The organism is Flavobacterium sp. R1_16, assembly GCF_057652095.1.
Genome location: NZ_JBYFCG010000002.1, coordinates 213866 through 236011, shown reverse-complemented (window position 1 = coordinate 236011; position 22146 = coordinate 213866). Strand labels below are relative to the sequence as shown.

Genomic DNA, 22146 nt, shown 5'->3' with positions numbered 1-22146 from the left:
AGATATATTCTATATCGACTTTATACCTTCAAAATTGTTTTTCGTATACCAATAATTACAAAAATCAATAATGTGTAATATACTAAAAACGGAATAATGTATTCTATCAAATTTACGCATAACATTAGAGCTATGAGCAGCAATTGAAAACCCAATCCATAAACAGAAACTAAAGTCATAAACCAATTTGGAAATGTTTTTACTTTGTAAGCATCTCTGTCTAAGGTGTGAATGATTTTATCAAAAGTTCCATAAACGATATTGTAGATTTGATACAAAACATCAACTGATTTTTGACTTTCTCCAGGCAATGCTCTTGGTGATTTATATTCAAAAATTTTACTGGTTGCATCACCGCCAACAGACTTGTTTCTTAAAATTACATAGTAATAGTTATACAAAGTACCTTGTAATTGAACGCATACAAATGCAAAAAGAGTTAGTTGGATTGAAGTTTCAGAGACATAACAAATGCTCGTAAGAAATATAAAATTTAAGATGATGTCAAATACACTGTCAAGATACCTCCCAGTGTAAGAAGGAGTGCTTTTTATTCGTGCCAATTCACTATCGGCAGCATCAATACACGATTTTAAAATGATAAAAAAACTAGCGAGGAAATAGTGGTTTTGTAGGATACAATAACTGGCAATTAAGCCTGAAAGTCCAAAAAGTAAAGTAATATGAATGGGTGTGAATGAGGTGTCTTTTAATAGATTAGCAATAAATTTTCCAAAAGTTCTACCGTAATCTGATAGATCTAAAAATTTATCTTCAGCGGCAAGTTTTGACATTTAAAGTAAGTAATCAGGTAAATGTGACAATATAGTCGGGTAATCTAATTGGTTGTGTAAAATTTACAAATAAATCTGTAAAAATTGTATTTATTTTGACAACCTATGTAAGGTAAACACCATGGTAGCCAATAATATAAATGCAGTTATTTGATGAATAAGTCCAAGCCACAAAGGTACACTATATAACAGTGTAAAAACACCTAAAGTGAATTGTAAAAATACAATAAGTACTAGGGTGTTTAATCCATTTTGTTGTTGGGTTGAGAGAGTGTATTTTTTACTTTTGTAGTATAAAAATAAAATGAAACCTACCACAATATAAGCCATAGTTCTGTGTACAAATTGAACACCACTTTTGCCTTCAGTCAAGCGTAACAACCAAGAGTTTTTTTCTAAAGTGATGCTTTCATGAAAGAATTGACTATCACTCATCAAAGGCCAATGGTTATGGATTAATCCTGCATTCAATCCCGCAACAAATCCTCCGTAAATAATTTGGATTAATAGAAAGAATAACGTTATGCGTGCTAACTTTTTAAGAGGAATAGTAACTTCTTTTCGTTCAGGATACATCAAGTCTAAAGCCACCCATAGTGTGTAAGCAAATGTTATAAAGGCAAAAGTGAGGTGCAATGATAATCTAAAATGACTCACATCAGGGTTGTCAATTAAACCGCTTTTTACCATAAACCACCCGAGGAATCCTTGGAAGGCACCCATACCCAGAAGGATAAAACATTTTTTTAATGTAGAGGCATCAATTTTTTTCTTTAACAAAAAATAGAAAAAGGGAACTATAAATACAATACCTATTATCCTACCAATAAAGCGGTGAAACCATTCCCAGAAATAGATAAATTTATAATCTGAAAGTTGAAAATCATTGTGAATATTGATTTTTTGATACTCCGGAAATTTCTTGTATTCTTCAAAAGCGGCATTCCATTTTTCTTCGGTTAATGGTGGAAAAGTATCGGTGACCAAATGCCAATCCGTCATTGAAAGCCCAGAATTAGTTAAACGAGTGATGCCTCCAACTGTTACCATTACAAAAAGTAATACACATCCAGAAAGTAACCAATAGATGACGGATTTATTATTTTCCATTATTACGTAATTTATTATGCAAAATTATTTTTATCTGTTGAAAATGCGAATCAACAAAAGTTAATCTTTAGTTATTTAGAATCATTTTTTTTGAGGCCTAATTTTTCACCTTTTTCCACTATAAAATGGTATGCCGCTTGGTACTCATTAGGAATTAATCCTTCCAAAATAGCTTCCTTTACGGCTTCTTTTAGGATTCCAATTTCCTTAGACGGTTTCAAGTCAAAGAGAACCATAATTTCTTCGCCAGTAATTGGTGGTTGAAAATTTCGAACATGATCACGTTCTTCAACTTCGATGATTTTTTTACGAACGATTTCAAAATTTTGGTGGTATTTTTTGAATTTATTTGGATTCTTTGTGGTTATATCAGCTTCACACAGCGTCATCAAATCATCTACATCTTCGCCTGCATCAAATACTAATCTACGAACTGCTGAATCAGTGACGGTATCTTGTGACAAAACAATGGGACGTGAACTCATTGTGACCATTTTTTGAACAAATTTCATTTTATGATTGAGAGGCATGTGTAAACGTTCAAAAATTTTTTTTGTCATTTTACCTCCAAGAAATTCATGACCGTGAAAGGTCCATCCTTGTTTTTTGTGGAATCGTTTGGTAGGTGCTTTTCCAATATCGTGTAATAAAGCAGCCCAACGCAACCATACATCATCAGTATTTGGGCAAATATTATCAACAACTTCTAGGGTGTGATAAAAATTGTTTTTGTGGGTTTGTCCTTCTATTTCTTCTACCTGATTCAAGTCAGTTAATTCGGGTAAAATAATGTCTAAAAGACCGGTTTTATACAACAATAAAAAACCAATTGAAGGCTTTTTTGTAGAAAGAATTTTATTCAATTCATCTACAATACGTTCGCCTGAAATAATTTTGATTCGTTCTGCATTTCTTGAGATGGCTTCTAATGATGCCGTTTCGATAGTAAAGTTTAGTTGTGTAGCAAAACGAACGGCTCTGAGCATTCGCAAAGGATCATCAGAATACGTAATATCTGGAGATAATGGCGTTTTTAGAATCTTGTTTTCTAAATCATTTAGCCCATTAAAGGGGTCAATTAAAGTGCCAAAATCTGATGGATTCAAAGAGAATGCCAAAGCATTAATAGTAAAATCGCGACGATTTTGATCGTCTTCAAGGGTTCCGTTTTCTACCAAGGGGTTTCGGCTGTCTTCGAAATAACTTTCTTTTCTTGCGCCAACAAATTCAATATCAATTTCTTTATAACGAAGCATGGCAGTGCCATAGTTTTTAAAAACCTGAACTTTGGGTTTGTTCGGTAATAATTCGGATACTTTTAAAGCTAAATCAATTCCTGAACCTATTGCAACAATATCAATGTCTTTTTTGAAATCGCGTTGCAATAAATAATCACGCACAAAACCACCAATAACGTAACTTTCTAGATTAAGTTCTTGACTTGCTTGAGCAATGATTTTAAAAATAGGATTATTTAGTGCTTTATCGTAGTTCATTAATTGATCTTTTCTCCAATTGAAATGACAAATGAAGTTATTTTATTTACGTATTATTTTAACCTGATTGTCTAACGAGAGTTTTATTATCGTTGATGGTTTATCGCAAATTTTTTCATGGTTCAAATTTACAACATAGTCAACACCTTTTATAATTTCAGGACTAATTTCCTTGAAACTTTTTGGTGTTGGTTGCCCAGAAATATTTGCAGAAGTGGAAACCAATGGTTTTTTCATTCGTTCCATTAATTTGAAGCAAAAAGGCTCTTTTACTAATCTTATTCCTAGGGTATCGTCAGTAGCAACTATGTTTGGGGCTACATTTCTGGGTTTGTCTAAAATAAGAGTAGTGGGTTTTTCAGATAAATCCATAATTTGCCATGCTACTTCAGGAATATCTTTGAAAATTGAGTATATCATTTTTTCTCCATTAACAAGGCAAATCATACTTTGAGTTTCTACTCTTTGTTTGAGTTTGTAAATCTTGGCTATAGCTTCGGGATTTGTTGCATCACAACCAATTCCCCATACGGTATCTGTTGGATAAAGTATTATTCCACCGTTTTGTAGCACTTCATTCGCTTTATGAACTTCAGCATTCACTTCAGGATTCTTGTTTTCTAGCATTTTTATTGGAAAAAATTGGGCACAAAGGTATTACTTTTAGGTAGCTTTCTAAAACTTATCTTTTTTTGTTACAAATAAATCATAGGTATTTTTGTCAAATAATTTATCTTTGGCAAAATTTAAGATTAAAATTTTTATATTTTACATACAATTATTAAAAAATAGTTATACGAAACATGAAAACAGCATTGATAACAGGTGTTACGGGTCAAGATGGTGCTTATTTAGCTGAATTATTATTATCTAAAGGGTATATGGTTCACGGTATTAAAAGGAGAAGTTCTTTATTTAATACTCAAAGAATAGATCATATTTATGAGGATCCACACATCAATAATCAACATTTTAAATTGCATTATGGTGATTTGAGTGATTCTACCAATTTGATTCGAATTATTCAAGAAACCCAACCAGATGAAATTTACAACTTAGGAGCAATGAGTCATGTTAAAGTAAGTTTTGATGTGCCAGAATATACAGCTAATGCCGATGGAATAGGAACATTAAGGATTCTAGATGCGGTTCGATTGTTAGGTTTAACTAAAAAAACTAAAATTTATCAAGCATCAACGTCTGAATTGTATGGTTTAGTTCAGGAAGTTCCTCAAAAAGAAACGACTCCTTTTTATCCACGTTCACCCTATGCAGTGGCAAAAATGTATGCGTATTGGATTACGGTAAATTATCGTGAGGCTTATGATATGTTCGCTTGTAATGGGATTCTGTTCAATCACGAAAGTCCATTGCGTGGAGAAACTTTTGTAACTAGAAAGATTACACGCGGTGTGGCTCAAATGGCACTGGGAATGCAGGAGACCTTGTTCATGGGTAATATTGATTCTCAAAGAGATTGGGGGCATGCCAAAGATTATGTAGAAGCCATGTGGTTGATATTGCAGCAAGACAAGCCTGAAGACTTCGTAATATCTACTGGGGTAACAACTCCTGTTAGAGATTTCATCAGAATGGCATTTAGAGAAGTTGGTGTTGAGTTGAATTTTGAAGGTGAAGGTGTAAATGAGAAAGGTATAGTGGTATCCAGTTCTAATCCTGAGTATGCGTTTAAACCTGGTCAAGTTGTAGTTCAAATTGATCCAGCTTATTTCAGGCCGACCGAAGTTGATTTGCTGATAGGTGACAATACTAAAGCAAAAACAAAATTAGGCTGGACTCCAAAATATACATTAGACATGTTAGTTAAAGAAATGATGGAGGCGGACTTAGCTATTTTCAAAAAAGAAAAATATTTAAAAAATTATAACTAAAGGTAATCTTCTATGCAACTCAATTCAAAGATATATGTAGCAGGTCATCGTGGCATGGTTGGAAGTGCTATAGTTAAAGATTTAGAAGAAAAAGGATTTACAAATATTATCAAAAGGACTTCTAGCGAGCTAAACCTTATCGACCAAAAGGCAGTAGCCGATTTTTTTGAAAAAGAAAAACCGGAATATGTTTTCCTAGCTGCAGCCAAAGTAGGTGGGATTGTAGCCAATAATACCCTCAGAGCCGATTTTATCTATGAAAATATAATGATACAAAGTAACGTAATTCATCAGAGTTATAAAACTGGCGTGAAGAAATTACTTTTCTTGGGTTCTACTTGTATTTATCCTAAAATGGCTCCTCAGCCTCTCAAAGAAGAATATCTTTTAACTGGATTGTTAGAAGAAACTAATGAACCGTATGCTATTGCAAAAATAGCTGGTATCAAAATGTGTGACGCATACAGAGACCAATACAATTGTAATTTTATTTCAGTTATGCCCACTAATTTGTATGGGTTTAACGATAATTATGATTTGCAAAATTCCCACGTATTACCAGCTTTGTTGAGAAAATTTCATGAAGCGAAACTAAATAATGACCCTGAGGTAATAGTTTGGGGTACAGGAACACCCTTAAGAGAATTTTTACACGCCTCTGATATGGCAAATGCGTGTGTGTATTTGATGCAGAATTACAATGAAGGTGGTTTTGTAAACATTGGCACAGGTAAAGAAATTTCAATCAAAGACTTAGCTGAATTGGTTAAGGAAATTGTTGGATATACAGGAAATATAGTTTTTGATACTACCAAACCAGATGGAACTCCTAGAAAATTAACAGATACTACAAAACTAAATAGTTTAGGATGGAAGCACAAAATTGAGCTTGCTGATGGTATAGCAAAAGTTTACCATCAGAAATTCAATATTCAATAAGAAAGACTTTTGAATTAAAATTTTAATCATTCGTTGTTAAAGCTTTTGATCTAAGTTATATTTTTTCAAGAATAAAGCTATCCTTAATTTATATTGTTAGGTGATTATAAATAATACATTTTCTGTACATTTGCCCTAAACAAGTATAAAATGTTAAACAATAAATCAATTCTGATTACGGGGGGGACGGGCTCTTTAGGGAAAGAACTTACCAAAACTATTTTAAAAAAGTGGCCCAATGTTCAACGATTAGTAATTTATTCTCGAGACGAACAAAAACAATATCAAATGGCTCAAGAATTTCCTGAGTCACAATATCCTGCAATTCGCTATTTTATTGGAGATGTTCGCGATTTGGAACGTTTAAAAAGAGCATTTAACGGAATTGATTATGTCATTCATGCAGCGGCAATGAAACACGTTCATATCGCTGAATACAATCCAGATGAATGTGTAAAAACGAATATTGGTGGTGCCGAAAATGTAATCAAAGCCTGTTTGTCTAGTAATGTTACCAAAGTGGTTGCTCTATCTACAGACAAAGCATGTGCGCCAATTAATTTATATGGTGCAACCAAATTAACTTCGGATAAATTGTTTATTGCTGCCAATAACATCAAAGGGAAACAAGATATTAAATTTTCGGTGGTTCGTTATGGAAATGTAATGGGTTCAAATGGTTCGGTAATACCCTTTTTCATGAACAAGCGCGAGGAAGGTGTTGTACCAATTACAGATCCTACTATGACACGTTTTAACATTTCACTTCAAGGTGGAGTAGACATGGTTCTACATGCTTTGGACACAGCTTGGGGTGGAGAATTATATGTGCCGAAAATTCCATCGTATAAAATTCTTGATGTGGCACAAGCTATTGCACCAAGTTGTGAACATAAAGTTGTTGGAATTCGTCCTGGCGAAAAAATTCATGAAGAAATGATTACGGCTTCGGATTCGTTTACAACATACGACCTTGGAAAATATTATGTCATTCTTCCGCAAGTAACCAATTGGAATTTAGAAGAATATAAAAAAGCATTCAATGCTCAATTGGTACCACAAGGTTTCAGTTACACTTCAGGGGAAAATACGGAATGGGAAACAGTTGATTCCTTACGTTCTCTAATTAAAGAACATTTATATCCTGATTTTCAGGCCAAATAACAATGATACCCTACGGAAAGCAAAATATTACAGAAGAAGATATTCAAGCTGTTGCTCAAGCATTGAAAGGTGACTTTTTAACACAAGGACCAACAATTTTGGAGTTTGAAAAGGTTTTCGCCACTTACATTGGCTGTCAATATGCTGTTGCTGTTTCTAATGGAACTGCAGCATTGCATTTGTCAGCTTTGGCATTAGGCGTTACCGAAGGAGACAAGGTGATTACTACTCCAATTACATTTGCGGCTTCCGCCAATTGTATTCGCTATTGCGGAGGTGAAGTAGTTTTTTCCGACATTGAATCTGATACGTATTTACTCGACATTGTCAAAGTAGAAGAGCTATTGAAAGAGTCTCCTAAAGGAACGTATAAAGGTATAGTTCCAGTCGATTTTGCTGGCCGAGCAGTCAATTTGGAAGCGTTCCGAAAATTGGCAGATGATTACGGATTATGGATTTTAGAAGATTCCTGTCATTCGCCAGGTGGTTTTTTTGTAGATTCAAATGGAAATCAACAAAACTGTGGTAACGGAAATTTTGCTGATTTAGCTATTTTTTCCTTTCATCCTGTGAAGCACATCGCAACAGGTGAAGGAGGAATGATTACAACAAACGACGAAAAATTATACAAAAAACTACTCGAATTACGTACACACGGTATCACTCGCGATACAACGATTTTTAAAAATTCAGTTGAATTTGCTGTTGGACAAAATGTTGAAGAAGGCACCAATTATCCAGGTTGGTACATGGAAATGCAACAATTAGGCTACAACTATCGATTTACAGATTTTCAAGCAGCTTTGGGAATTAGTCAACTTTCTAGAGCAGATGAAGGTATTCAACGCCGAAGAAATATTGCTCAGAAATATGCAAGGGCATTTGAAAATCAAAATTTTATTATTGGACAATCGGGATTTGTAGATGGACACGCATACCATTTGTATATCATTGAAGTTGAAAATAGAGTTGGTTTGTACAACTATTTGCGGGAGCAAAAAATATTTGCTCAAATTCATTATATTCCTTGTCATTTGATGCCTTATTATCGTGATTTAGGCTGGAAAGAAGGAGATAATCCTAAATCAGAGAACTATTACAAACATTGTATCAGTTTGCCAATGTATCCAACATTGACTGAAGATGAACAAGATTTTGTCATTGAAAGTATATTCAATTTCTATACCTCATAACTTTGAAAATTACCTTAGGAACAGTTCAATTTGGTATTAATTATGGAATTTCAAACCAACATGGAGTTCCATCAGACACCGAATTAAAAACTATTTTTAACTTCGCAAAGCAATTAGGTATCAAGAATTTAGATACAGCTAAAGCATACGGAAATGCAGAAGAGCGAATAGGTCGACTTTCTGAAAATCAATTCAATTTTATTTCTAAATTCCCAAATGTTGATTCTGAAGAAGCGCTACTTTTGGCTTTGACCGAGACCTTAAACTTGCTTAAAGTCGATTCTATTTATGGATATTTGGCTCACAATGCTGATGTTTTGATTGAAAGTCCATCGCTTTGGAATATTTTACTTAGAGCAAGAAATGAAGGCAAAATAAATAAAATTGGTTTTTCTTTATACCAACCTGAGCAATTGGAAAAATTATTAGATTTAAATTGCATTCCCGATTTGGTTCAATTGCCATACAGCATTTTAGATCGAAAGTTTGAATCACAATTTGCTGTTTTGAAAGAATTAGGAACTGAAATTCATGTACGTTCGGTTTTTTTGCAAGGATTGTATTTGATGAATCCAAATCAGTTACCAGAAAAATTACAACCATTGCAAACAAGTTTGGCAGAACTACATCAATTGTGTGAAGAATATAGCACTTCAGTAACAGAAGTTGCGTTGAATTATGTCATTTCAAATTCGAATGTCGATCAGTTGGTTATCGGAATTGAAACAGCCGAACAACTACAACAAAATATGGCTATTGTCTCGAATTGGAAACCAAACCTAGAATTGTTTTCTAAAATTGAAGCTATCAAAATAAAAGATAAAACCTTATTAAATCCAGTGAATTGGTGAAAATAATTGGCGTAACACAAGCTCGGATAGGTTCTTCTCGTTTGCCACGAAAAGTACTGCTAACCATAAATGGTAAAACCCTTTTGGAATATCATTTGGAACGTGCTATGCAATCTAAATTGGTTAACAAGTGGGTTGTGGCAACAACAGATGAACTAGAATCAGATTTGATTTGTGATATTGCCAATAAACTGCAAATTTCGAGCTACAAAGGAAGTCTTAACGATGTTTTGGATAGATTTTACCAAAGTGTAAAAAATGAAAATCCAGATTATGTTGTGCGTGTTACTTCAGATTGTCCATTGCTAGATCCAACTCTTGTGGATGAAGTAGTTCAATTATGTATTGACAATAAATTGGATTATTACTCTAATGTGTTACAAGAGGTTTATCCTGATGGTTTGGACGTGGAAATATTTAGTTTTAAAGCATTACAAGAAGCATGGAAAAATGCCACAACAGTAGCCGATAGGGAGCATGTAACACCATATATTAGAAGGAATTCTAAAGCTGTTTTTCTTCCAAATACCATCGATAAAAAGTATTCCAATATACGTATAACTGTTGATGAATCTTCTGATTTTGATGTAATTCAACAATTAATCGTAAATTTAGGAGCAAATCAACCATGGAAAATCTATGCAGATTATCTTCTTCAAAATAAAGAAATACAAAATATTAATCATTCCATTTTAAGAAACGAAGGTTATATGAAAAGTAAATTCAATGAAATAGAGCTAAGAAATATCACAAATTTCAAAGCTTCAGATGAATACAGAAATACAATTCACGATTTAATTCCTGGTGGAGCACATACGTATTCTAAAGGTGATGATCAATTTCCAATTTTGTCGCCAGCTGCCATTGTTCGTGGTAAAGGGGGTTATGTATGGGATATTGACGGTAATCAATATTTAGATTGCTCGATGGGATTGACCAGTGTTAGTCTGGGTCACGCATACGAACCAGTTTTAAAAGCGGTTCGTGAAGAATTAGAAAATGGAGTAAATTTTCAAAGACCTGCAGCGTTAGAGAAAGAAATGGCAGAAACCTTTTTAGCTCTTGTTCCGGGTCACGATATGATTAAGTTTTCTAAAAATGGATCGATAGTTACAACAGCTGCTGTAAAATTAGCTCGTGCCAAAACTGGAAGAAAATTGGTTGCTTTTCCTGGCGATCATCCATTTTATAGCTATGATGATTGGTTTATTGGAAGCACACCTTGCAATAAAGGAATTCCAGAAGAAATTTCGAATTTATCGGTTACTTTTAAAGGTTGCGACTTAGAATCATTACGTGCTTTATTCCAAAAATATCCAGATCAAATTGCTTGTGTCATTACGGAACCAGAAAAAAACAGTTGTGGCAACGGATGTTCTTGCGCCTTAAATGTTGGAGATTTCTTAAAACAAGCCATCGAATTGTGTCACGAAAACGGCGCGTTATTTATTGCAGATGAAATGGTTTCGGGATTCAAAACAGAATTTCCAGGAACAATTACTAAATATGGAATCCAACCTGATATGGCTACTTGGGGAAAAGGAATTGCCAACGGATTTTCTTTTTGCGCACTTACAGGAACCAAAGATGTAATGGAATTAGGCGGAATCAATCGTGAAGGCGAAGAAAAAGTATTCTTAATTTCTACAACTCATGGTGGTGAAACCCACGGATTAGCGGCTGCAATTGCAACTATCAAAGAATATAAAGAGAAAAATGTAATCGCTCATAATCATCATATTGGTAAGAAATTAATAGAATTGTGTCAGCAATTAGTAATTGAAAATAACTTATCAGAATACATCAACGTTATTCCATCAGAATGGATGCCAGTTTTTGTATTCAAAGACCAAAATAAAGTAGCTTGTCAAGGATTTAAAACTTTGTTTTTACAAGAAATGATTAAGCGAGGTGTATTGTTTCAAGGTGTTTTCGTTCCTTGTTTCTCTCATACTGAAGATGATGTTTACTATTTTGCGAAAGCGTTTAACGAATCGTTACAAGTGTATAAAAAAGCTTTAGAAGATGGATATTCAAACTATTTAGTTGGAAGTCCTGCAAAAGCGGTTTTTAGAAAAATATTGTAAAATGCGAAATTATAAGTGTTTGTCGGTTTCTAAATTGGAGTCAAATGGTTTTCATATTGAATCTCTTCGTGATGAAGATAAGTATGAGATTATGGACATTAGAAACCAACAAATCTATCATTTGAGACAAAACGAACCTTTAACCAAAGAGAAGCAAGAACATTATTTTGCTACAGTTGTTGCGGGTTTATTTGAACAAGAAAAACCGAGTCAATTATTGTTTTCCTTCTTTGAGAACGGAAATTTTATTGGTTATGGTGGTTTGGTTCACATCAATTGGGTTGATAAAAATGCAGAGATTTCGTTTGTAATGAAAACGGAATTAGAGAAAGATAGCTTTGCTAAATATTGGTCAAATTACTTGAAATTAATCGAAAAATTGGCGTTTGAAGAACTCAATTTCCATAAAATTTTTACGTATGCATTCGATTTGAGACCGCATTTATATCCTGTTTTAGAATCTTGTGGATTCAAAGAAGAAGCACGACTAAGAGAACATTGTTTGTTTGATGGGCAATTTTTTGATGTGGTTTATCATGCTAAAATAAACAGAAAAATTTCTTTTAGGAAAGCAAATGAAAATGATGCTAAATTATTATTCGATTGGGCGAATGATAAAGATGTTCGTATTAATTCATTAAATCAATTTCCAATACTCTGGGAGAATCATTTGCAATGGTTTGAATCGAAGCTAAATTCTCCAAATACTTTAATATTTATTCTTGAAAGGGAAAATGAGCCTTTAGGTCAGATAAGATTTGATAAGGTTGGAGAATTTTGGGAGATTGATTATTCAATTGATAAGAAAGAAAGAGGGAAAGGCTATGGAAAAATTATAGTCAAACAAGGCTTAGACTATTTTAAAGATGGGATTTATAAGGCAAGGGTGAAAAAGGAAAATATTTCTTCTAAGAAAGTTTTTTTAAGTTTGGGTTTTTTATCTATGAATTTGAAATCAGATAACATGGACGATGTTGAATTATTTATTTATAAGAAAAACTGATTATGAAATTTGTAATAGTCTCAGAAAAAAAATGGAATAGGGATATTATTGAAAAGTTGAAAATAGAATATCCCATTCATGAGTGGATATTGATTGATAAAAAAGAAGATTTTACTATTGAAAATATTTCTACAATTAATCCAAAAAAAATATTTATTCCACACTGGTCATATATAATAAAAAAAAATGTTTTTGAGGCATACGAATGTATAGTTTTTCATATGACAGACTTGCCTTATGGTAGAGGAGGAAGTCCTTTGCAGAATTTGATAATAAGGGGACATAAGAATACAAGGATAAGTGCTTTAAAGGTAGAGGACGGAATTGATACAGGTGGGATTTATTTAAAAAAAGAGATGTCATTGGAGGGTAATGCTAAAGAAATATTTGAACGTGCTTCAGTGTTGATTTTTTATATGATTAAAGAAATAATTTTTAAAAATTTACAACCCATAAAACAGGAAGGAGAAGTTGTTGAATTCAAGAGAAGAACTCCGGAAGAAAGTGATATTTCTAAATTAGAAAGTTTGAGTAAAGTTTATGATTTTATAAGAATGCTTGATTGTGAAGGATATCCAAATGCTTACCTTGAAACTGTAATTTTTAAATTTGAATTTACTAATGCACAACTATTAAATAACGAAATTATAGCAAATGTTAGAATCACTAAGAAATAAAAGGGTTATGATTGTAGTTGCTCATCCTGATGATGAATTATTAGGTTTAGGAGCCACAATGAATAAATTAATTGAAGAATATGGTATATTAACACATGTAATTATTTTAGGAGAGGGAATTACTTCGAGATCAGATAAAAGGGACGTAGAAAAATGGGAAAGTCAATTAAGTATTCACAGAAGTAATATTTTTAATGCTCAAAAAGCAATTGGATACAATAGTGTGAGTATTTATGATTTTCCTGATAATCGTTTTGATACTGTTCCTTTGTTAGATATTATTAAAGTTATTGAGAAAGAGAAAAACCTTTTCTTACCTAACGTAATTTTTACACATCACGGAGGTGATGTTAATATTGATCATAAATTAACATTTGAATCTGTTATCACAGCTTGTCGTCCAATAAATTCAGAAGTAGTAAAAACAATTATAACATTCGAGACACCCTCAGGCACAGAATGGAGAGCTTCCTCTGACCCAAAACATTTTGTCCCAAATATATTATTTGAAGTATCAGAAAAAAATATTGATAGCAAGATAAGAGGTATGGAGAGTTATGAATTTGAGAGAAGAAAATATCCACACCCTCGTTCTCCTGAGGCACTTAAAATACTAGCTCAGAGATGGGGTATATCTGTGGGAGTAGATTATGCAGAAGCATTTTGTTTAATTAGATCTATAAACTGAGTAAATATGAAAATTTCAAATATTACTATTTCAGAAAACAGCCCAGTTTTTATTATAGCTGAACTCTCCGCAAATCATAATGGTAGCTTGGAGACTGCTATAGCAACAATTAAGGCAGCTAAAAGAGCTGGTGCTAATTGTATCAAATTGCAGACTTACACTGCAGATACCATGACTTTGTATTCAAACAAAAGTGATTTTATTATTAAGGGTACCATTTGGGATGGTCAAAATTTATATAAATTATATCAAGAAGCTTATACTCCATGGGAATGGCACGAACAAATTTATCGCGTTGCAAAAGAAGAAGGTTTAATTTGTTTTTCAACACCATTCGATAAAACAGCGGTCGATTTATTAGAAAGTTTAAATTCGCCAGCTTACAAAATTGCTTCTTTTGAAATTACAGATATTCCTCTTATTGAATATGTTGCTTCCAAAGGAAAACCAGTTATTATTTCAACCGGAATTGCGCGTCAAGATGATATTGAATTGGCTCTCGATGCCTGCCACAGAATGGGGAATTATGATGTAGCATTGTTAAAATGTACGTCGAGTTATCCAGCACCAATCGAGGAAGCCAATATGTGCATGGTTAAAGATTTAACCGAAAAATATAACGTGATTTCAGGCCTTTCCGATCACACTATGGGAAGTACTGTTCCTGTTGTTGCTACAGTTTTTGGAGCTAAAATCATTGAAAAACATTTTATAATTGACAGAGCAATTGGCGGACCAGATGCTTCTTTCTCAATGAATGAAGAAGAGTTTACTGCTATGGTTAAAGCTGTTCGTGAAGCCGAAAAGGCTATAGGAATAGTCGACTATAATCTAACAGAAAAACAAGCCAAAGGAAGAGACTTTAGTCGTTCACTTTACATTGCAGAAGATATTAAAAAAGGGGAATTGTTTACCGAAAAAAACTTGCGTTCTGTTCGTCCTGGTTTTGGTTTGCATCCTAAATATTACAGCCAATTGTTGGGCAAAAAAGCTACAATTGATATAGAAAAAGGCACTCCAATGCAATTGGATTTTGTTTTACATTCATAATGACTACTCTCAACTTATGACAAATATTGACACCATAAAAAACAAAAAAATTCTTCTTCAAACTTCCAATCATCCAACACCTCATTTGGAAACGGAGTTAGAAATAATGGAACGTTTGTTGCAAAATGGGAATACCATTTTTTGGGTCATTTGTAATGGAGATTTTCAAACCTGTTTCCATAATCCAAATCATAACTTGATGCACTGCAAGGTTTGTCATTCGAGGGTCAATAAAGGGTATGAAGTTCTCAAAAAGAATGTAATCAATCATCAAAACCTGCATGTTTTGAACTATGATCAGTTTTTGCAATTAGAGCAATTTAAAAAGAATGATTTTAGTTCTAATTTTGATTTTAAGAATATAAGTGAATTAAAATCCTACCATTATAAAACATACGATTCTGGGATGGCTACGGCATCATCATTAGTTTCTTTTACAAGAAATCATGAGCCAGATGTATTGAAACATAAAGATTTTATTAAAAGAGGTTTGTTAACTGGCGCCTACCTGTATGAAGTTTTTCAGTTAATGGTAGATCAAATTCAACCTGATTTGGTAGTACTTTTTAATGGAAGGTTTGTCGAGAATAGACCTTTATTAAGGGTTTGTCAAGAGAGGAATGTTGATTATGCGACTCATGAACGTGGAGGAAAATTAAATACTTTTTTATTTCGAATCAATTCTATTCCACATTCAATTGAGACTGTTCGTAACGAAATGAATGAGTTATGGAATGCAGCAGATGATAATAGGGTAGCGGTTGGAAAGACATTTTATACAAATAGGATTAAAAGAGTAGAAGATGCTTGGTACTCATTTACAAAAGAACAACAGGAAGGACGATTGCCAGAAAGTTTAAAAAACAGTGATACTAAGAAAGTCATTACTATTTTTAATTCTTCTTTGGATGAATATGAAGGATTAGAGGGCTTTGGACCATTTTTTTATTCAAATGATAATGAGGGGATTTTGCAGATATGTAAAAGTTTGGAAAATTATCCTGATATAAAGTTGTATCTAAGGGTTCATCCAAACCTAAGGAAATTGAATAATAGCCAAAATAAATTTATAAAGGAAAAAATTGGTGTACTACATTCAGTTGAAATTATTGCTGCTGAAGATAGTGTTGATACGTATGCTTTAATTGATAAAAGTGAAATTGTAATTGTGTTCGGTTCTACTGTTGGGGCTGAAGCCGCTTTTGCAGGAAAAAAAGTTATTTTGTTGGGTCGTGCAGCTTATGAAAACTTAGATTGTTTTGTGATTCCTAAAAGTCATGAAGAATTAATAACAATAGTAACCGATGATAGTTATGTTTTTCCTGTAATTAATCAAGACGACCCCTTAAAATACGGATATTGGAATGAGACTTATGGAATTAATTATCAGCATTATAAACCTTTAAGTATTGGTAAAGGCTTGTATAGGGGTAAATCGATAAAGGCAAATTTTATTTTAAGAAAATTAAAGCGTTTGACTCGATTTAAGAAAAAGAAATAGTTTGTTGACCTTAAAAAATTAATCTTTAATTTGTACCAAATTAACTGTGAATTTTGAAATAAAGTTCTAAATCCGTTAAATCATGAAAAAAATACACGTAGGTCTCTTATTATCATACGATTATGAATTGTTAAAAAATTCGTTACCTCTAATTTATTCAGCATCTGATAGAATATTTTTAGCAAAAGATAAAGAATTGCGTACATGGAAAGGCGAAAAATTTACCGTCGATCCCAATTTTTACGTTTGGTTAAAGGAGTTTGATGTAGATAACAAGATAGAAATATACGAAGATGATTTTTATGTTCCTGAATTGTCTACCATAGAAAATGATACAAGAGAGCGAACGATGCTTTCCCATAAAATGGGAATTGGAAATTGGTTGATTCAAGTAGATTCGGATGAATATTTTATCGATTTTGAAAGGTTTGTAACCAATCTTAGAAAATACGACTCCTATCTAGACAATCCTGAAAAGAATAAAATTCAGTTTTTTGCCTTTTGGATTATTATTTATAAACATACTAAGAATGGAATTTTGTATGTAGATAAACCAATGAAGGCTGCATTTGCCACTAATTATCCTAATTATAAAGTTGCAAGACGAACCAAAGAAAGAGTAATTTATTTGGATAGTATTGTTTTGCATGAATCAGTAGCACGAACAGAATCAGAATTACGATTTAAACTTCAAAATTGGTCACATAACGTCGATGTGAACAAAAACTTCATTGATAAATGGATTGCTGTAGATGAGACTAATTATACAAAAATGACTGATTTTTATTACATTAAACCCAGCCGTTGGAAGACTTTAAATTATTTTCCTACTCGAAAATTAGATGAAATTAGTAAGATTGTTGCTTCTTCGAATAATTTGAAAATCTCTAAAACCTATTTGTTTTTTAAAAACCTAGGTCAATGGTTTAAATTCCTTTTCAAATAAACTTTAATAATCTATTTTTTATAAAATCGATTCATGTTTTTCAATTCTTTTGAAACCCTATCATAATTGATTTTATCATCATCCAAAGCATTTAATTTTTTATCGGTGGCGTCAAAAAGTCCTGATGGATAAATGTTTATAATTTGATCTTTTTCGATGATGGCAAACCGCTGATTGTATCCACAAATAAAGCCATCTCGTTTACTAGGTTGAAATAAATCTTGTCCAAAACTGTAATCTACACTGTTATTTTTAACACCCAGATAGTTTTTCATTATGGTAGGTGCAATATCATAATGCAAGGTTTGTTGATGATGTATTTGTGGTGTTTTTGTAGCATCAAAAAGCATCATAGGAACTCCAATTTGATAGTTTGAAAAATTGCCTCCATGTTGCCAATAGCCTTTCTTGCTATCATTAAATTCTTGACCGTGGTCTGAGGTAATGACAACAATTGTATTTTTTAAAATTCCTTTTTTTTCTAAATTCGATAGTACTTCTCCCACCAAAGAATCAACAAAATGAAGCGAGTTTTTATATCGATTGATTAATAATCTAGGGTCATAATCACCAGTTAAATCTAGAAAATTTACCTCTGACAACGAAGGTTTAAATGGAAGTTTATAATTTTTTGGATAATCAAATCCGTGAGCCGAGTCGTAAAAGAGGAATCCAAAAAAAGGTTTTTTACGGTCTTGTTTTTCTATATGTGACAACCATTTTTTGTTAATTTCATTATCTCTTTCAGCTGGAGTTTCACCATTTGTGAATAGTTCTAAATTCTTCACATTGGCAAATACATTTCTATTAAATGGTGGATTTTCAAGATTTGAGCTACTGTAAATTAGCATTTCATAATCCTGCTTTTGAAGTTCATTAATTAAAACAGGGGCGATTTGTTGCCCAGTAAAGGTGTCATAATAAGTAGCTGGTATTCCGTAAAAAATGGTAAAAATTCCTCCAGTTGTCATATTAGATCCGCTGAGGTGGTTTTGGTATACTTGACAATTTTTAGAAAACTTGAAAATGTTTGGTGTAATTTGTTCACTCATATAATCGTTCCGCCAGCTATCGATAACTATGTAGAGAATATTTTTATTCAAATTTGAATTTTCGCTTATTATTGATTTTAGTGGATATTTAATATTTTTTGCTTCGTTGTCAATAGCCATTTTTTCATTTCTCCTAATTTTTTCTTCATCTACTAAATTGAGTTTCAACATTAAACTATCAGCCGTTAACGGGTAAAATAGCGGAAAAACATTTTTAAATTGGGTTACGGGTCTAAAATAGTTGGCGTCTGACCAAGCATAAATGATATTGCTGAGCAACATAAAAAGGGTAAACAGAAGTAGAGTAGATTTTACTCTTAAATTGGTATCTTGATTTACTTTTTTGTTGGACAAAAAATAGAAAAGCAATTGCAATAGAAATAAGCCAATGACAAAAAGTAATGCCAAAACTATATTACTAAAAGAAAATTGAAAGATATCTGAAGCGCGTTTACCAAAAACCAATTTCATGACTATTGGCGAAATATGATAACGAAATTGCTCAAAAATTGTAGCATCGAGTTTTACTACAACCAAAATAAATACCGAAAGTATTATGTTAATTGTCTTAGTAACAACTTTTGATTGAGTAACAAAATAAATTAATATACTCAGTAGAAGAGGTAATGCACCTATCAAAAAAAAATGACTTGTTGCAGTTACAATTAGATACGGTTTTAGAAAAAAACCATCAATATTTTCAAGAAATTTAATGTATTGTAAAGCAATAATAAATAGGACGAATAAATTGAATACAAAAACTAAATAGAGTTGTTTCAAGAAGGATGCATCAATTTTTTTCATACCTCTTTAATTTTATTTGGCATACATTCTTTTATCCACAACTCTTTCCATGTAGTCTTGTATAAATGCTTTGCATCTCAATTCCAAATCATTCATTTCAGAATTTCTATTTTGTATTAAATTGACTTTTAATTCTTTGTCATTTTTGTCATAAAAGCCAAGAACTTTTTTCCCATCAAATGTGCAAATGTAATTTCCTCTTGAATATTGGTAAATAGTACCAGTAGAGTTGATAACAAACGGTTGAGACGTTTTTTTGTCTAACAAACTGCGTCCCCAACTTCTAAAAGGTTTTTCATAACCAATCATGTCAAGTATAGTTGGGTAAATGTCTATTTGCTGTGCAAAATCATCATCAACTCCCACATATTTGCTACCTGGTTTATAGATGATTATAGGTACGGCATAACGATTTATAGGTTTTCTATATTCGTCATAAAATGTTTGATTGGCATGATCAGCTACAAGAACAAAAATAGTATTAGAGAACCAACTTTCTTTTTTGGCTTCGTCAAAAAATCGCTTCAAAGCAAAATCAGTATATTCAGCACATTTGTGAATAGGAACATCGCCTTCACGAAATCTATTTTTATATTTTTCAGGAATAATGTAAGGTTCATGCGAGGAAACCGTAAATACAGAAGCAAAAAATGGAGTTTTTTTCGTGTCTAATGTTTTTTTCATGAATTGAAGGAAGGGTTCATCCCAAATTCCCCAAAAACCATCAAATTGAGAATCATCATTAAATTCGGTTCGACCGTAATAGTTATCAATTCCCAAAATATTTCCAAACCCTAAAAAACCCATAGAACCGTTGGCAGCGCCATGAAAAAATGAGGTGTTGTAGCCTTCACTTTCAAGAGTAGATACAATAGATTCAATTTTTTGTTTCGGAAAAGGGGAAGAGGTAAAAGCATCTTTAAATGATGGGATTCCAGCTAATACGGAGGACATTCCATGTATGGATTGCCTTCCATTGGCATAGGCATTTGTAAAAATTAAACTATGCTGAGACAATGAATCTAAGAATGGAGCATGGCTTTTGTAATTTGGAATTTTTGCATTTTTATTGAAGGCGCCAATATATTCTCTACCAAAACTCTCCACTATAAAAACAATAACATTGGGTTTAGTTTTAGGATTATTATGGTATTGCTTTATGGGTTGAACTTTTTCTGCAATAACCTGTTGATTGACTTCTGGATATTTTGGATTAACAAAGCTATTAGTGAACAACGTCCTAATAATTGCAAATGGAGTGTTCAATACAATATCAGAATGTACAATGTTTTTAACATGTCTACTGGCGTCTAAAATATTAATAGGTCTTGTCGATTTTTTGAAATCACCACCTCGAATACCGCCTATGGTTAGCAAGATAATTATAAAAAAGCCTATAACTGAAAAACCAAAGTAATGTGCTTTTTTTGTTGGAAATGAAATTGTAACCTTGACTTTTCCGTAGAGATATATCCAAAATGCAGAAAGCAATAAGAATAATAGAAATACATGCCAATAATCGATTAAAAAACTTAACAACAAAGTTGTTTTGTTTGTCTCATGCTCAAGTACATTTAAAACTACAATTGTAGTTCTCGCAAAGGTGTATTTGTAGTAAATAAAATCGATGAAGTTTGTAGCGTAGGCTAATAAATTAGGAATAAAATATAGGTAAAAAAGAAATTTTTGATAGCCAGCAGTTGTATTCTTCAAAAAGGGGAATATGCTAAATAAAATAAAAAGCAGATTGACATATAATATCGCGGTGGTATCAAATGCTAATCCGTAATAACACAATGAAAGTAAATCGGAAAAAGAGGCTACTTTCAACAAATCAATGTTGTAAATGTAGAAGAGAATACGAGTTATAAAATAAAAAAAATAGGCTAATAATAACCTGTAAACCAATATCTTGTATTCGTTTAACCTGAGATGAGTGTGCATTAGGAAATTAGTTTCAAAATAGATGCAAATATATTACATTAAACTTTCAAAATCTTAAAAAATTATGGAAGTAAATACTATGATTTTTGGTAGTAAAAGCATCTCCTATTTTTTTGAAAAGAAATTAAATCTAAAGCTTAAATTGGAAAAATAAAAAGCAATACTTACTTTTGCCAACTATATATACCACCTAATGAACGTAACTATTCATTCCCAATTTCAGAAATACGAACTTAGTTTGACCAACTGTATTGAAAATTTTACTACTACTGGAGTTCTTTTTGGGAATGGAAAGCGAAATACTATCAAACTTTTTCAGGTAGAAGGCAAAACCATAAATATTAAATCGTTTAAAGTTCCTAGTTTTTATAATAAAATTGCATATAAATTTTTTAGGAAATCCAAAGCTAGACGTTCTTACGAATACGCAAATCGATTGTTGAAATATGGAATTGGTACACCATTACCCATTGCTTTTGTTGAAAATTTCTCTTTTATTGGTTTGACTAAAAGTTATTATATAAGTGAACATCTCGAGAGTGATTTAACTTTTAGAGAGTTGGTTGAAAATCCAGAGTATCCTGATCACGAAAATATATTGAGACAATTCATTCAATTTTCATTTAGTTTACATGAGAACGGTATTGAATTCCTAGATCATTCGCCGGGAAATACCCTGATAAAAAAAGAGGATAACGGCAAGTATCAGTTTTTTTTAGTGGATTTGAATAGAATGAATTTTTATCAAAAAATAGATTTTGATATGCGAATGAAAAATCTTTCGAGATTGACTCCAAAAAAGGAAATGATTGCAGTGATGAGCAACGAATATGCAAAACTTTGTCATAAATCTGAATCAGAAGTTTTTGAAAAAATGTGGCAGTATACCGATGAATTTCAAGAAAAATTCTTCAAGAAAAAGAGGCTAAAAAAGAAATTTTTATTCTGGAGATAG

The 22146-nt window shown here is 32.3% G+C and carries 19 protein-coding genes; 13 read left to right on the top strand and 6 right to left on the bottom strand.

Annotated elements, in window-relative coordinates; genetic code table 11:
* Positions 1 to 20 precede the first annotated feature (20 nt).
* The 4 genes from AC23L6_RS05450 to AC23L6_RS05435 form a co-directional block, all read right to left on the bottom strand.
* On the bottom strand, positions 21 to 794 hold the full coding sequence (locus AC23L6_RS05450) for a CDP-alcohol phosphatidyltransferase family protein (protein WP_487561033.1): 774 nt from the start codon (positions 792 to 794) through the stop codon (positions 21 to 23).
* Between the two features lie 90 nt (positions 795 to 884).
* Positions 885 to 1907, bottom strand: a complete 1023-nt coding sequence (locus tag AC23L6_RS05445; protein WP_487561241.1) for a COX15/CtaA family protein — start codon at positions 1905 to 1907, stop codon at positions 885 to 887.
* Positions 1908 to 1975: 68 nt separating this feature from the next.
* The gene (locus tag AC23L6_RS05440) at positions 1976 to 3400 is read right to left on the bottom strand and encodes a CCA tRNA nucleotidyltransferase (RefSeq protein ID WP_487561034.1); all 1425 of its coding nucleotides are present in this window, start codon (positions 3398 to 3400) and stop codon (positions 1976 to 1978) included.
* A 42-nt stretch (positions 3401 to 3442) separates the two neighbouring features.
* Positions 3443 to 4027: an L-threonylcarbamoyladenylate synthase gene (locus AC23L6_RS05435; protein WP_487561035.1), complete on the bottom strand. Its 585-nt coding sequence runs from the start codon at positions 4025 to 4027 to the stop codon at positions 3443 to 3445.
* A gap of 176 nt (positions 4028 to 4203) precedes the next feature.
* Here AC23L6_RS05435 and gmd point away from each other — a divergent pair, with 176 nt between their 5' ends.
* The 12 genes from gmd to AC23L6_RS05375 all read left to right on the top strand — a co-directional run bounded on the left by gmd (position 4204) and on the right by AC23L6_RS05375 (position 17391).
* Entirely contained in the window at positions 4204 to 5292 is a 1089-nt protein-coding gene (gmd, locus tag AC23L6_RS05430) for a GDP-mannose 4,6-dehydratase (protein WP_487561036.1), read from the top strand.
* Positions 5293 to 5304: 12 nt separating this feature from the next.
* On the top strand, positions 5305 to 6231 hold the full coding sequence (locus AC23L6_RS05425; protein WP_487561037.1) for a GDP-L-fucose synthase family protein: 927 nt from the start codon (positions 5305 to 5307) through the stop codon (positions 6229 to 6231).
* Between the two features lie 150 nt (positions 6232 to 6381).
* Positions 6382 to 7395 (top strand): UDP-N-acetylglucosamine 4,6-dehydratase (inverting), encoded by a 1014-nt coding sequence (gene pseB / locus AC23L6_RS05420; protein WP_487561038.1) that lies wholly within the window; start codon positions 6382 to 6384, stop codon positions 7393 to 7395.
* A 2-nt stretch (positions 7396 to 7397) separates the two neighbouring features.
* The gene (gene pseC, locus AC23L6_RS05415) at positions 7398 to 8588 is read left to right on the top strand and encodes a UDP-4-amino-4,6-dideoxy-N-acetyl-beta-L-altrosamine transaminase (protein ID WP_487561039.1); all 1191 of its coding nucleotides are present in this window, start codon (positions 7398 to 7400) and stop codon (positions 8586 to 8588) included.
* Positions 8589 to 8590: 2 nt separating this feature from the next.
* Positions 8591 to 9439: an aldo/keto reductase gene (locus AC23L6_RS05410; RefSeq protein WP_487561040.1), complete on the top strand. Its 849-nt coding sequence runs from the start codon at positions 8591 to 8593 to the stop codon at positions 9437 to 9439.
* The gene (locus tag AC23L6_RS05405) at positions 9436 to 11526 is read left to right on the top strand and encodes a glutamate-1-semialdehyde 2,1-aminomutase (protein ID WP_487561041.1); all 2091 of its coding nucleotides are present in this window, start codon (positions 9436 to 9438) and stop codon (positions 11524 to 11526) included. The genes AC23L6_RS05410 and AC23L6_RS05405 overlap by 4 nt, the downstream gene beginning before the upstream one ends.
* Position 11527: 1 nt before the next feature.
* Positions 11528 to 12529 carry a GNAT family N-acetyltransferase gene (locus AC23L6_RS05400; protein ID WP_487561042.1) on the top strand — a complete coding sequence of 334 codons (1002 nt, stop codon included), beginning with the start codon at positions 11528 to 11530 and terminating at the stop codon, positions 12527 to 12529.
* Between the two features lie 2 nt (positions 12530 to 12531).
* The gene (locus tag AC23L6_RS05395; RefSeq protein ID WP_487561043.1) at positions 12532 to 13206 is read left to right on the top strand and encodes a formyl transferase; all 675 of its coding nucleotides are present in this window, start codon (positions 12532 to 12534) and stop codon (positions 13204 to 13206) included.
* Complete coding sequence (locus AC23L6_RS05390) at positions 13184 to 13894, top strand: PIG-L deacetylase family protein (protein WP_487561044.1); 711 nt, start codon at positions 13184 to 13186, stop codon at positions 13892 to 13894. The genes AC23L6_RS05395 and AC23L6_RS05390 overlap by 23 nt, the downstream gene beginning before the upstream one ends.
* Positions 13895 to 13900: 6 nt before the next feature.
* Positions 13901 to 14944: a pseudaminic acid synthase gene (gene pseI / locus AC23L6_RS05385; RefSeq protein WP_487561045.1), complete on the top strand. Its 1044-nt coding sequence runs from the start codon at positions 13901 to 13903 to the stop codon at positions 14942 to 14944.
* 16 nt (positions 14945 to 14960) lie between these two features.
* Positions 14961 to 16445: a capsular polysaccharide export protein, LipB/KpsS family gene (locus AC23L6_RS05380; protein WP_487561046.1), complete on the top strand. Its 1485-nt coding sequence runs from the start codon at positions 14961 to 14963 to the stop codon at positions 16443 to 16445.
* A gap of 82 nt (positions 16446 to 16527) precedes the next feature.
* Positions 16528 to 17391, top strand: coding sequence for a hypothetical protein (locus AC23L6_RS05375; protein WP_487561047.1), 864 nt, complete (start codon positions 16528 to 16530; stop codon positions 17389 to 17391).
* An 11-nt stretch (positions 17392 to 17402) separates the two neighbouring features.
* Here AC23L6_RS05375 and AC23L6_RS05370 read toward each other — a convergent pair whose 3' ends face one another.
* Both AC23L6_RS05370 and AC23L6_RS05365 read right to left on the bottom strand, forming a co-directional pair.
* Entirely contained in the window at positions 17403 to 19247 is a 1845-nt protein-coding gene (locus tag AC23L6_RS05370; RefSeq protein WP_487561048.1) for a DUF3413 domain-containing protein, read from the bottom strand.
* Between the two features lie 12 nt (positions 19248 to 19259).
* Positions 19260 to 21191 (bottom strand): LTA synthase family protein, encoded by a 1932-nt coding sequence (locus AC23L6_RS05365; protein ID WP_487561049.1) that lies wholly within the window; start codon positions 21189 to 21191, stop codon positions 19260 to 19262.
* 193 nt (positions 21192 to 21384) lie between these two features.
* Here AC23L6_RS05365 and AC23L6_RS05360 point away from each other — a divergent pair, with 193 nt between their 5' ends.
* A complete protein-coding gene (locus tag AC23L6_RS05360; protein WP_487561050.1) occupies positions 21385 to 22146 on the top strand; it encodes a lipopolysaccharide kinase InaA family protein in 762 nt (253 codons plus the stop codon).

Excerpts from the sequence above, each read along its gene's own strand:
- AC23L6_RS05450 (WP_487561033.1), bottom strand. The coding sequence starts at position 794 with ATGTCAAAACTTGCCGCTGAAGATAAATTTTTAGATCTATCAGATTAC.
- AC23L6_RS05440 (WP_487561034.1), bottom strand. The coding sequence starts at position 3,400 with ATGAACTACGATAAAGCACTAAATAATCCTATTTTTAAAATCATTGCT.
- AC23L6_RS05435 (WP_487561035.1), bottom strand. The coding sequence starts at position 4,027 with ATGCTAGAAAACAAGAATCCTGAAGTGAATGCTGAAGTTCATAAAGCG.
- gmd (WP_487561036.1), top strand. The coding sequence starts at position 4,204 with ATGAAAACAGCATTGATAACAGGTGTTACGGGTCAAGATGGTGCTTAT.
- AC23L6_RS05425 (WP_487561037.1), top strand. The coding sequence starts at position 5,305 with ATGCAACTCAATTCAAAGATATATGTAGCAGGTCATCGTGGCATGGTT.
- pseB (WP_487561038.1), top strand. The coding sequence starts at position 6,382 with ATGTTAAACAATAAATCAATTCTGATTACGGGGGGGACGGGCTCTTTA.
- pseC (WP_487561039.1), top strand. The coding sequence starts at position 7,398 with ATGATACCCTACGGAAAGCAAAATATTACAGAAGAAGATATTCAAGCT.
- AC23L6_RS05400 (WP_487561042.1), top strand. The coding sequence starts at position 11,528 with ATGCGAAATTATAAGTGTTTGTCGGTTTCTAAATTGGAGTCAAATGGT.
- AC23L6_RS05395 (WP_487561043.1), top strand. The coding sequence starts at position 12,532 with ATGAAATTTGTAATAGTCTCAGAAAAAAAATGGAATAGGGATATTATT.
- AC23L6_RS05390 (WP_487561044.1), top strand. The coding sequence starts at position 13,184 with ATGTTAGAATCACTAAGAAATAAAAGGGTTATGATTGTAGTTGCTCAT.
- pseI (WP_487561045.1), top strand. The coding sequence starts at position 13,901 with ATGAAAATTTCAAATATTACTATTTCAGAAAACAGCCCAGTTTTTATT.
- AC23L6_RS05380 (WP_487561046.1), top strand. The coding sequence starts at position 14,961 with ATGACAAATATTGACACCATAAAAAACAAAAAAATTCTTCTTCAAACT.
- AC23L6_RS05375 (WP_487561047.1), top strand. The coding sequence starts at position 16,528 with ATGAAAAAAATACACGTAGGTCTCTTATTATCATACGATTATGAATTG.
- AC23L6_RS05370 (WP_487561048.1), bottom strand. The coding sequence starts at position 19,247 with ATGAAAAAAATTGATGCATCCTTCTTGAAACAACTCTATTTAGTTTTT.
- AC23L6_RS05365 (WP_487561049.1), bottom strand. The coding sequence starts at position 21,191 with ATGCACACTCATCTCAGGTTAAACGAATACAAGATATTGGTTTACAGG.
- AC23L6_RS05360 (WP_487561050.1), top strand. The coding sequence starts at position 21,385 with ATGAACGTAACTATTCATTCCCAATTTCAGAAATACGAACTTAGTTTG.